Genomic DNA, 12,529 nt, shown 5'->3' with positions numbered 1-12,529 from the left:
ATATATTCATTTAATCTTTGCTGCTGAAGCACGCGCGCTGTTTCACGTGTAAATGAAGCACCGTAAAGATAGGCTTTATCCGTCAGTCCGCCAGCCCGCCTGACGACATCCGCTAGAGTTTCGCCAAGCTCCACACTGTAGACGCCGGAGTTTACAAACTCCCCTTCGAGTCGGACATACTTTGTCTTCTCATCCTGTCGAACAAGAATATCGTTTTGCGACAAGATTGTGATGATATCTCCAGGCTGAAGCGAGATATCTTGGCTTGGATCGTGGCCATTCACAAGCTTCGCCAAGTCAAAGGGAACAAGAGAGTTGCGTAAAGTCTTCGCGTCCATCCGTTGAATGACTGCATAGGACCAGTCAATCTCAGGAATCTCTACTTTGATCTCTGTCTTGTATCGTCCATTAGGCTCGAGGTTTTGCGTGGACCTCGCCTGTTGTTCAGCCAGGGAGCTTTGCTCCAATTCTGGCCTTCTATTCTGCTCCGAATAATTTCGCTGAGTTGAATAATCTGGCTGAGCTGAATATTGATTTTGATATTGATTCTGCGCGTCTTCTTCATCGAGAGACCTATCGTCCAATTGACCTGTGTAGTCACGCGTGGTCGCCCGAGGAGACGGCGACAAGGAACTGTCGGTATTGCCTTCTCCTCCATTGGAGGAGTTCCAATTCAATTGTTCGCGTTCCTCCAGACGATTACGGTCAAGACCCTGATTCGGAGTTTGCCTACTTAAGTAGGTCTCCTGGCTAATGCTTGGCTCAAAAAGCGGAGTGGGAAGACCAAGGCGATTTCTCTGGCGCCAGTAGTCTTTCGTCAACAGCGATTCACGGTCCGGAATGATTTCGCTGAGCTTGATTCCTGCGTGCCATGGAAATCGGCCCGGGTTTGCAAGGTTGCCACGGATCGTCACGGTGTTCTTGTATCCATCGAGAATGGGATTGACATGCAGTACGTCACCATCGATGAGGTTTGTGGCGAATCCTGCGGCATTGAGTTCGATGTTCATCGCGAGCCGCTCGTGGTGCTCTTCGACGCGTTCGATCGAAATCCGAGTGTTGCCCGCAGTAGAACTCAGGCCCCCGGCCTGTTTTAGCACTTCGTCAACATTCGAACTCGGCAGAATCTCGTAAATTGCAGGATGTCTGACGCTGCCACTCACTGCCACCTGCCCGCCAACAAATGGTATGTAGATGATGTCGCCCGCTTGAAGAACGAGATCTTTGGATCTGTCGCCTTTGAGGATGAAGTCGTACAGATCGAGAGTCGCGACGGTCTGTGTTTCTCGTCGAAGCTGCACATACCGCATGGATCCCTGCGGCGTTGGTCCGCCTGCGGCTAAAAGCGCGTTGAAGACAGTGGAGAGCGAACTGACCATGTAGCTACCCGGCGAATTCGCCTCGCCCAAAACAAAGACTTGGATAGAGCGCAGCTTGCCCAGATTCACCGACAGTTCAAAATTCCGGTATGCGCGGCTCAATTCCTGGCGAAGGTGGTCCTCCAAATCGCCAAAGCGCAACCCAGCCACGTCCACACCCCCGACATGAGGGATGTAGATGGAACCCGAACGATCTACAGTCAACCTTGCATTTAAGGTGTCGTGGCCCCACATCCTCACGATTACCTCATCGCCCGGCCCCAGCACATAATCGGCCGATGCGGGAACTTGATCCTCGGGTGCGAAGGTCGAGGGCGCACTTCGAAAAAGGTCGCGACCAAAGATTGGAAGCATTTCGCCCGTCGACTGCTGCGTCAGATTCTGAAAGTCCGAAGGCGGTTCTGGACGCTGAAGACTCTGTTGCGGCTGTTCAGGCGTATTCCTATCTGGGAAACCGGCGCGGTCCACATATACATCACGACTTGTGCTATCAGGCGTCTGCGGACTGCGCAATTGCTGGAGATCCGTTGACGGTATTCTCTGATTCTGACCTTGAGTCTGAGACTGGCTCTGACTCTGGCAGTTCGCGCTGGGATCAGAACAATCGCTGCTAGGCGGCGAAGGCGAATAAGACTGTCCCGCGGCAGAGCTCAGACACAATACGATTGCCGCAACGGCAATCATCCAAAGGCGGAGTTCAGGTTGGTATGCAAAAACCTGCTTTAGAAGCCCATTTGGGGCACAGCTAGGAACTCTTGTCTCTTTTCGATTGCCCATGATTCTCGTTTTCTAACTCTGCGACCCAGAGAGCATTGAGTATTTTGTTCGATGTATATCTAGCGCTGGATCGTCGCTCAACGCGCTGGTTCTTTCCGCCCGAGTTCGCGGGATTGGCGAGCGATTCGTCACTAAGGGCGTAGATCCAATAAGACGGAGGTACATTCGAAAAAAGAACTCTCGGTTTCATTATAGCAACATGCATACCGGTATGGATGTCGTTCGTCTAATATCCATATCATGTGTCGCTCACGTTCTTCGGTCGGACTTCGAACAAGGTCTCGCCAGTCACACTTCTGGACTATGAGAGTCGCCTGTTCCGCGGCGCTGGCACTGTCATTCGCCTCCCAGTGCCAGACTCCAGCCGCGCTTACTCAGAAGGATTCTCCCGGTAGTCTGCCCAGCGCCAGCGTTGGCACAGCCCCCGTGGCCGCTTCGCCGGTGAGGAAAATTGATGCGCCGACCAACAGCCCTCTTCTCTCGGCCAAGCTAGTCCGAAAAGCAAATGATCTTTACCTAGAAGGAGCAAAGCAATTCGCCCATAACGAACTTGACGCCGCCCAGCGCAGCGCAACTGGATCCCGGAGACCATGACTACGAACTCGCTTTGCACTTCACCCAAGAGGAGCGCGTCACTCAGCTTATTCACGAGGCCGAGGAAGCCCGACTGGTCGGGGCCCTCGATCACGCCAAGGATCTGCTGTCCGAGGCCCGCACTCTTGATCCGACCAACCCCGCCGTGATGGAGCACTCCGAGCAGAATGAAACACGCCAAAGACCGGACAAGCTCACGGCACACAGCATCTCCTTTACCTTGGCCGGCCCAATCGAATTCGAGCCGAGCACGGGTGTACACAGCTTCCACCTACGCGGTAACGTGCAGGACATCGTTCGCAGCATCTACGGTTCCTTTGGTATCGCGGTGATATTCGATCCCTCCGTCTCTATCGGAACGGCGATCCGATTTGACGTGGACGATGTCGATTTCAACGATGCCACTCGCATCCTCGCAGAGATGAACAGACTTCTCTTTGTGCCAATAGAGACCAAAACGGCGCTCATCGCGAAGGATACCAAGGAGAACCGCGACGCACTGATGCCATTGGTAGAAGAGACAATCTATATGCCCGGATTGAGCCAGGATCAAATGCTCGATCTCGCTAGTGTGGCCCGAAATATTTTCGGGATAAAGCAAGTGACTGCCAATGCCCATTCCGGCTCCATGGTGTTACGCGGCGAAGAAGACATCTTGCGGCTTGTCAACGCCACGTATGCCGACATGATGGACCGTGGATCCGAGGTACTAATTGAAGTGAAGCTTTATGAAATCGACAAGAGCAGTGCACGCGACATCGGCCTGACACCGCCCAGTTCGGCTTCTGCCTTCAGCCTTGCCTCGACGGGACAGACCCTTATCAATTCGAACCAGGCGCTACTGAATCAAGCGATCGCCAGCGGATACCTTACGCTCACAGGGAATGCATCTACGAACGAGTTGAATGAATTGGGGTTTCTTATAGCCGCGGGCGTTCCCGGCACTAGCCAATTCACAAGTCTGCTAGGGGTCTTTGGTAGTTTCGGGGGGGGTCCGCTTGCCGGGGTATCCGTGGCATCGGGCGCCACTTTCAACCTGCTCCTCAACACCTCGGAAGCGCGCACGCTGGACGCAATACAGATTCGTGCCAGCAATCATCAGACAGCAACCTTTCGCTCAGGCACACGATACCCGATCATCACCTCGACCTACACCACAACCAGTTCACAGGCATCCCAAGCCGCCGCCCTAGGGGTCAGCAGTGCAGTCATCGCCCAGAATGGTGGCGCACCGGTCACCACGCCCAATATCCAATATGAGGACCTCGGCATCACGCTGAAGATAACGCCACAAGTCATGCGGGACGACGAAATACAGCTGGCGTTGGATCTGAAGATCGCGGCGTTGGCTGGCGGCAGTATCAATAGCATTCCAATTTTGAACAGTCACGCTCTAGCCTCCACCATCACCGTCCCAGCAGGTGAAACGACGATGCTCGCATCAGTGGTCAGCAAGAGCGAGGCTAGGATGCTCGACGGCGTTCCCGACCTGAACGACCTGCCCGGCTTCCAGGGCACCGACCGAAACACCAACGGTACTTCGACGGAGTTGCTCCTCACGATCACACCGCACATCGTTCGGCCTGGTTCAATACATTTGAATAGCCGCCGAATGACCGTGCCCAATCGGGGGGAGGAACCGGGAAACTGATCGGAGAGTCAACCTGATAGATAACTGGTGATGTTAGCCGAGCGAGGAAGACCGGCTACGGTCGTGGGCATCGCTGTGCGTGAATATCTATTCAGAAACGGCGGCGGCTTTGCAGCCCTATCGTGCCCGATCACCCCTTAGGTAAGCTGCCCTCTAAAAATAATTTTCACACCCAAACGCCGGTAGCGATCTCAAGTTCAATCTAAATGTCGGGACTCTCCAGGTTCGAGACGGCTCGTTGAAGAAATGCCGCAAACATTGCAATCTCCTCATCAGCAAACCCAGCAAGAGTTTCCTGATGACCGATTGCGAGGGCTGCTCGGGCCGGGGCGAGCTTTCGCTTGGCGGAGTCCGTAAGAGCAATCAGACTGCTTCTGCCATCATTTGGATCAGGCGAACGCTCAATGTAACCATCGCGCTCCATACGGCTAAGCAGCTCCGCCATCGCGGGTTGTTCAATCTGGCCGATCGCCGCAAGGTCTCTCTGACATACAGCGGTGCCTTCCCTAAGCGCAAATAGTACCGGAACTTGCGCCACAGCAAGGCCTAGTTTGCTCAGACGCTTCTCGGCGCGCCGTGAGAGCAGGCGAGCAGCGCGGTTCACTAAAAAACCAATGCGTTGAGGAGCGTGAGAGATCATGCTTGCATTTTACATCGGTACCGATGAAACTATATTGGTACCGATGTAATGGAGATAGTTCCCATGCCCACAACAAGAAAGATCGCCATTATCGGAGCCGGCCCTGGGGGACTCACCCTAGCAAGGCTCCTACAAATGAATGGAGCCAACGTCGTCGTCTATGAAAGGGATGGCGGGCAATTATCCCGAGCTCAAGGGGCCACGTTGGATTTGCATGACGACGCCGGACTAAAGGCTCTTCGCAAGGCAGACCTTATGAATGCATTCGAAGCAAACTATCGTCCCGACGCTGACAAGTTAATGGTCGTCGATCAGGACGGCACAATCATCTTGAATAACTTTGTGAGCGGAGACCATGGGCCTGAGCGTCCCGAGATCGACCGAGGTCCCCTACGAGACCTTTTGATCAACTCTTTGAGGCCGGACACAATCGTGTGGAACCGACAGTTCACCTCTCTGGCTACAGTAGATGGCTCTATCGATCTAAGCTTTTCCAATGGGGAGAGCGCGCTGGCGGATATCGTGATCGCGGCGGACGGAGCAAACTCGCGAATTCGTCCCTACATCACCACCATTGGACCAATCTATTCAGGAATCACGATTGTCGAAGGAAATGTCTACCACTCGGCTAAGGCCACGCCGGAGATTCACAAACTCGTGGACAATGGAAAAATCTGTGCCTTGGGTAATTCAAAGAGCTTATTCGTCGTCTCGAAGGGAGACGGCAGTTTAGCCTTCTATACCGGACACAGAACAGACGAGCTTTGGTTCCGAGACTCCAACATTGATTTCTCCAATAGGACTGAAGTTCTGAACTGGTTCAAGAGCGAGTTCTCGGGCTGGAGCGTATTGTGGGACGCCCTGTTTGAGAACGCCGAACCAAACATTACCCCGAGGCCGCAATATTTTTTCCCTATGGGGAGGAGCTGGGAAGCATTACCCAACATGACGATGATCGGGGACGCCGCCCACGTCATGCCTCCTTACGCGGGCGAGGGCGTCAACATGGCGATGCTCGACGCGTTAGAACTTGCGGAATGCCTTCTCAGCAACGATTATCCCAACGTTCAATCAGCAATCGCCTCTTACGAGTCGCAGATGCGAAAGAGAGCACTTGCGAGCACTCACATGACTTTGGATCAGACCTATGCATTCCACTCTCCGGTCGCGATACCCCGCCTCATCGAATTCTTCGCAGAGCACATTGATGCAAAGGTCAGGGCCCAAGCGTGAAGATTGGGATCGAATCCTAACTACCGGCTTCGAGATGCGCTCTCGTAGTCGTTCTATAAAAGTTTAAAAAAAGAGCTTTCTGGAAGAGGTTTTCAATGAACAAAGTCGCACAGCTACAGAGATACTGGGAGAACGAATACGAAAGCACGACGACTCCCTTTGACAGCGAGAAGCCGGACGAATGGATCGCCACTCTTGAGAAGGTTCATAAAATCAAGGGCGATGTCCTTGATGCGGGCTCCGGCCCTGGTCGGACCTCAATCTACTTAGCCGATCTCGGATACAACGTACTTGGGATCGACATATCTACCAAGGCGATAGAACGGGCTAAGCTAAGGGCCGCTGAGAAAGGAAACACAGCTCAATTCTTGCAAGCCAACCTGTTCGAGCTTCCCGGCTACGACCATTACTTTGATACCGTCGTCGACATCGGATGCTTCCATTCGCTCTACGACGATAACGACCGTGCCTCTTACGCCGCAACTCTGCACCGCATGTGTCGACCTGGCGCGATCATATATCTACGAGCATTCAGCGCGAGCAACCCGAAGAAAGTTACGGACCCGACTGAACATTCACCAGATCTGCACGAAGATCAGATTCGGGCCGCCTTCTCAGCGAACGGATGGGACATAAAAGTGCTGGAGGAAAGAGGGATTGATCTGTGGATCTCCGATGAGATGACGTTGAAGTCATACTTCTGGTTTGCTGAGATCCATCATGCTTAGTCTCCTTATAGATCGTTAGGAAAGCAGGAAGTTACCCGTCATCCGGAAATACTCAGCTCGCACCGCTCATAGAAATTGATTGAGCGAATTCCTGCACCGTGGCCCCAAGCAGCGACGAACCGCCGCGTTCTTCACCTTAACCACTTGCCCATAACAACTCGTGGAGTCACCTCGAAGCCCCAGTGCTCGTAGAACGCGACCACTTGGGTATTTGCTTCGACCGAAAAGCTGCCTCCCCAACCCCTGGAGAGGGTCGGTGTAAGGACTCTGACACCCTGTGATTTGCGCGCTGATGAGTCGGCTGGTATTGAGATGTATGTCAACAATCGTCTTCGATGAATATGCACGGCTACCACGTCTTACTAGCGACTATCTGAGGTGGGGCGCCATGACCGTCGATCGCCTCGGTTTCAATGACCACCTCGAAATTCTTCCCCTTTTCAGAGATCGTGCGAATCGATTCAAATTCGGGGGAAGTCAGTAACTTGCCCGCAGCCTGTGTTCCCTGCGAGGAAATACCGGCCACGACAACGACCGGCTCTCCCGTCAACCGGCTCGTATAACGAGCCACAATTCCATAGTCACGGGAGATGCGCTTATTGGGCATATCGATATCCACTGTCCAGCTCTTAGTGCCTCCGGAGCTGGTGTCGATAATGCGCCCGGTGCGATGGTCGGGCGCCTCGTCGAAGACGAATGGGAGATCCCGGGTGAGACGCATAGTCCAGGCATTGTCGAGCGCCCCGATGAGTACCGACGGTTCCGTCTGCAATCGATCCAAGGCTACTTCGGAAGAGGAGACAAATTGAAAGTGCCCTTCGTGTCTTTCAAGTTGGCCGGCGACACGAGCGGCGATGTCGGTATCTTCAAGAGAGAGGTTGGGAGAAACCGAAACACTCCGTCGTTGGGTCTCGGCTTCCTTGATATTGTCGCTCCCAATGACGGGCATCACAATAAAGACTCGTTCGGAATTGACCGCGAGCTGCGACCAGAACTTATCTAAAGGAGAGCGTGGCTGCTTCCAGATTCGCTGTATCAAGAAGCCGGCTGCCACGACCAAAAGAGCGCAAAGCACCCCAGCAATCAAGGGCCAAGGCATGGCTCGGCGGCTGGAGGGTGCCTGGGGCTCCGGCGTGTTCTCCACAACAGCGTCAAGTGGTATCTCCTCCGTGGTGACGACGATCTCGGGTAGTGCTGACTCTAAACTCTGGGCTTGATCAGCTACCTCAGCATCCTCCTTCAGCGACCTGCGGAATCTGGGCAGGTAGGAACCGGGCGGCAATTCAATGCGAATCTCGTCGCTGTGACCATCCTCGTAATAGTACTGGGCCAGTTTCTTGCGTAACTCGGTTGCGGTGACACGAACGATTGGGTCCGAATTGTTGTCATAGTCCGGCTTGCGACCGAAGACCTCAATTCCGACAGTTCGCTCCTTCGTCGATCCCTGACCGCCCTGGTTGAGGGAAGTGTCGACGATGTAGCGCAGAAAGATGGGAAGACGCTTGCTCTGGTGGAAGAGCGGGTGTTGCAAGATGCGCTCCACCTGCCGGTCGATATCGTGCCGGTCCTTCGTACTGATCTGTTCCAACTCGACCGCCATCATCGCCGCTATCCTCCTGCTCCCCAGAATCATTCAGCTTATGTTGAAGCTGCTTACCTTGTATCCGACATATGGATATCAAGCACGCAGTCAGTCGACACTGTCATGGCCTGAACTATCAATGCACTGGAACGAACTCTGCGTTTCAGCGCTTGAAGGACGTATTATACAGGCCCTTGCCACCCACTCGTCGCCGCAAAAAGTCTTTGAGAATGAGCAGCTTGCTGGGAGTTGAGGGGGGCTGGCGGGGTACGTACTGTAACGCACGCTTCGCGTCGTTATTTCCAACGCGTAGAGTGTGTCGCGTTGCTTAACCAAACCGAAACGCTTCAGCGAAAGGCACCGGCCTGAGCTAAGAGCGAACGAATAGAACCGCTGGCATGTGTGAAGCGCGCTGGCACCCTTGGAGGCTTTTTGTGAGAGAAATCGTTTGGAGTTTACTGCGGCAGGCTCGTGGCCCGCTCAAGTTGCATGCAGTTGCAATGGTGCTGATTGGAAGTCTCTGGTTCGTGACCGGCTTCCTTACCGGTACCGGAATTGCCTTGGCACAGAACACGAATGCGACGATCCGGGGCCAGGTATTGGACCCATCGGGAGCATTGGTTCCGAACGCTGCCGTCGTCATCGTGAACAAGAACACCGGAGTCATCGCGTTTCGTGGTCCTACGGACTCGGCAGGCGCCTTTGTCGCTCCACAAGTCATCCCGGGAACCTACAAGATCACCGTGACCGCCAACGGACTCAAGGAGGCGGTCATCGACAATTTGGTCGCGAGCGTTGCTCAGGTTGCTGCGGTGAACGTCAATATGCAGATTGGAGAGGCCTCCGAAGTCGTCACCGTCCAAGCTAAGGGCGAACAGTTGGACCGTAGCACGTCGGATATCTCGACCGCGATCTCGCCCGAAGACATCCAGAACATTCCGCTTATCGGTCGCACCCCGGAGTATCTTTTCGCGTTGGTCCCTGGCGTCACCCACGGTGGTTCGGCCGACACACCGTCGAGTTCGGCGCTCTCCTTCAATGGCAGCCGTTCTCTCAACTCGGAGATACTGCTGAACGGTGTTTCGACCATCATCGCGTCTACAGGTGCGCCAGTCACCCTTCCATCGCCGGACGGTATCGACCAAATCCGCATCTTCACCTCGAATGCCCCGGCAGAATATGGTCGCACCTCAGGTGGTGTGGTGACGGTGAACACTATCTCGGGCACTAATGTCTATCACGGCAATGCTTACTTCCTCATTCAAAATGAGGCCCTCAATGCCAACTCTTACTTCAACAAGCTAACTGTCAACTCCTCGACGGGCCAGGTGACTCCCCGCGGCCGCGATCGATTCTTCCAGGCAGGCGGCTCCCTCGGCGGTCCGGTGTGGATTCCGCACGTCTACGATGGGCATAACAAAACCTTCTTCTTCGTCAACTACGACTACACCATCACCAATACCCCAACGTTGCTGAGTCTGACGGTTCCTACGACCGCCCAGCGTACTGGCGATCTCTCGAACGCACTCGCCACGACGGACGCGACCGGCAAGGCCCGTAAGGCACAGCAGATTTACCAGGCAACCGGGGTATCTTCTCCAGCGTTTACCAATGATCAGGTTGGTCCGATCGATCCTGCGGCAGCCAAGATCCTGGCTCTCTTACCTCTACCGAACACGACTGGAACGTATGATGCCGCGGACAACCGCTACACCGGGAACTGGACCTCACAACAGGCGCCGGTGAGCGACACCCTTCGCCTGGTGGTTCGCCTCGACCAGGAGATTACGGCTAGTGACCGCGTCAGTCTGAACCTCTACCGCTACAATCAGTCGGCACCGAACCCGATCTATTACAGCAGCCCGCTGCTCAACTCAACCTACGATTGCACGTGCACCAATGCCTGGTTGCCTTCTATCGAATACACCCGTGTCTGGAGTCCCTCCTTGGTGATGGATCTGAACATGGGCTACTTCCGGAATGTGGTCATCCGAAACCCGCCGGGTGCAGGCATGAATGCCTCCCAGCAGACGGGCATTGCTTCGTTGCCGTTGGATCAGATGCCCGAGTTGACGTCTCCGGGTTTCAGCAACATCGGATCGGATGAAAACACAGATCAACTCAACATCACCAACACATTCACGCCTTTCGGCTCCATTACAAAGACAGTGGGGCCGCATACCTTCAAGTTCGGCGTGTCGCTGCGCCGAAATCAGTTCAACTCGTTCAATCCATCCGGTAATCCGGAAGGAACCCTCGCCTTCAGCGGAACTCTGACAAATCACGGCACCACGGGCAATGCCAACACGGGCCTTGCCGATTTCCTTCTGGGCAAGATCACGACCGGCAACTATCAGTTGCCAATGCCCGAGACTGGTCGGCGCAACTTCAACGTTGGTGTATTTGCCCAGGACGATTGGAAGGCCACTCCCAGGCTAACGATCAACGCGGGGCTGCGCTATGAGTACGAGTCCCCGATGACGGTCGCGAACAACATCTACACCCGCTTTGACCCGAATACAGGCGGGTTGCTCGCCGCAGGCATCAATGCGTCCCCATCGTTGGACATCGTGACACCCAAGGCCGATATTTCGCCGCGCGTCGGACTGGCCTTCAGTATTGACGACAAGACCGTCATCCGCGCCGCGTTCGGCACCTTTTACGGGACCTTGTTTCAGAATCTGGGCGGACAGGTCGCCTTTCCCGGATATGACGTGGTGGACACCTATAACAGCCCAGGCACAGCAATCCCTCAGCCGTTTTCGCTCTCCCAGGGTTTTCCTCTCAACGCAGTTCGTGATCTAAGCAATCCATTCGCTGCGCTAGTAGGCGCATCAGCTAAAAACCCTTTCACGATTTCAGGCGTTTCATTCGATAAACAGAGCCCGCTGTCCCTGGTCCAGCAGTGGAATTTCGGCATACAGAGGAGACTTCCGCTCGCTCTGACTCTGGAGGTCAACTATGTCGGCAACCACGCTCTTCACCTTCCGTATGTAATACCGGTGAACATCGTGCCGTTGTCGCAGTCCGATGCGGTCACCCAGGCGAACACAACATCGGCTTCGCAAAACGCCAAGCCGTTCCCGACGCTAGGCAGTTTTACTGTCACTGATAATGTGGGCAGCGCGAATTACAACGGTCTTCAGGTGACGTTGAGGCGTCAGTTCAACACCCAGCTTGCGGTGCTTTCGAACTACACGTTTTCCAAAAGCCTCGATGATGGCAGCAGTATCTTCGCCAATGGAGTTCCGAACGGAACTGCAAACGCCCAATACGCCGCGGTTCCGTCGCTGCGCGAGCAGGACTATGCGGTCAGCAACTTCGATACAAAGCATGTTCTGAACATCGCCCTGGTATACACAACCCCAGGTCCCAAGTGGCTGCACAGCATCGTGATCTCTCCCATCTTTTACGGCCATACCGGTCTGCCGTTGAACATCACGCAGAGCAATGAAATTCCAAACGTCTCGCAGCAACGGCCTAACGGAGACAGCACGCATCTGAAGCTGACCCACCCAACCGTGAATGGCTCTGCTCTTCAATATCTGGACAGCCCGGTCACGGACACTACCGCGTTTCCCCTCACGCCTTCCGGCCCCATCTACTCCACCATCAGCGGGGTTCGGACCCGCATCGTCGAGACAGGTCTGGGCGATGTTCCACGCGACTCGATCCGTGCTCCAGGAGAGGTTGAATTCGACGCAACTGTTTCAAGGTCCTTCACGCTCTACAAAGCGCTCAAGTTCCAGCTCCGCATGGACGCCTTCAATGTCATCAATCACACGAACCTCTCTCCGCCCAATACGGCGCTTTCGGTCACTGCGGTGGGTACAGCGGCTAGTTTCACGAACAGTTCGAGCTTCGGCCAAATTACAGGCGCGCGTCCGAATCGCAGACTGCAGGCGCTAGCACGGTTCACGTTCTAGCCGCGCAGCCTCCAACAAA

7 protein-coding genes are annotated in these 12,529 nt (G+C 54.6%); 4 read left to right on the top strand and 3 right to left on the bottom strand.

Annotated features, from left to right (window positions below; all coding sequences use genetic code 11):
- The coding region (locus GSQ91_RS14590; protein WP_216845255.1) for an SLBB domain-containing protein at nucleotides 1–1,733 on the bottom strand (1,733 nt) is incomplete at its 3' end.
- A gap of 973 nt (nucleotides 1,734–2,706) precedes the next feature.
- Between GSQ91_RS14590 and GSQ91_RS14585 the strand changes: the two genes are divergently transcribed.
- Nucleotides 2,707–4,401: a type II secretion system protein GspD gene (locus tag GSQ91_RS14585; protein WP_158822498.1), complete on the top strand. Its 1,695-nt coding sequence runs from the start codon at nucleotides 2,707–2,709 to the stop codon at nucleotides 4,399–4,401.
- A 202-nt stretch (nucleotides 4,402–4,603) separates the two neighbouring features.
- On the opposite strand, the gene GSQ91_RS14580 is transcribed toward GSQ91_RS14585, so the two are convergent.
- Nucleotides 4,604–5,041, bottom strand: coding sequence for a MarR family winged helix-turn-helix transcriptional regulator (locus GSQ91_RS14580; protein WP_158822497.1), 438 nt, complete (start codon nucleotides 5,039–5,041; stop codon nucleotides 4,604–4,606).
- A gap of 48 nt (nucleotides 5,042–5,089) precedes the next feature.
- On the opposite strand from GSQ91_RS14580, the gene GSQ91_RS14575 reads away from it, so the two are divergent.
- Entirely contained in the window at nucleotides 5,090–6,274 is a 1,185-nt protein-coding gene (locus GSQ91_RS14575; RefSeq protein WP_158822496.1) for an NAD(P)/FAD-dependent oxidoreductase, read from the top strand.
- A 95-nt stretch (nucleotides 6,275–6,369) separates the two neighbouring features.
- Nucleotides 6,370–7,002 carry a bifunctional 2-polyprenyl-6-hydroxyphenol methylase/3-demethylubiquinol 3-O-methyltransferase UbiG gene (locus tag GSQ91_RS14570; RefSeq protein WP_158822495.1) on the top strand — a complete coding sequence of 211 codons (633 nt, stop codon included), beginning with the start codon at nucleotides 6,370–6,372 and terminating at the stop codon, nucleotides 7,000–7,002.
- 349 nt (nucleotides 7,003–7,351) lie between these two features.
- On the opposite strand, the gene GSQ91_RS14565 is transcribed toward GSQ91_RS14570, so the two are convergent.
- Nucleotides 7,352–8,605, bottom strand: coding sequence for a hypothetical protein (locus GSQ91_RS14565; RefSeq protein ID WP_158822494.1), 1,254 nt, complete (start codon nucleotides 8,603–8,605; stop codon nucleotides 7,352–7,354).
- Between the two features lie 413 nt (nucleotides 8,606–9,018).
- Here GSQ91_RS14565 and GSQ91_RS14560 point away from each other — a divergent pair, with 413 nt between their 5' ends.
- Nucleotides 9,019–12,510, top strand: a complete 3,492-nt coding sequence (locus GSQ91_RS14560; protein ID WP_158822493.1) for a TonB-dependent receptor — start codon at nucleotides 9,019–9,021, stop codon at nucleotides 12,508–12,510.
- Nucleotides 12,511–12,529 lie beyond the last annotated feature (19 nt).

The sequence above is a fragment of the Granulicella sp. S156 genome, from assembly GCF_009766105.1.
Taxonomy (GTDB): domain Bacteria; phylum Acidobacteriota; class Terriglobia; order Terriglobales; family Acidobacteriaceae; genus Granulicella.
The sequence above is the reverse complement of the archived record's forward strand: the minus strand, read 5'-3'. Positions and strand labels throughout refer to the sequence as shown.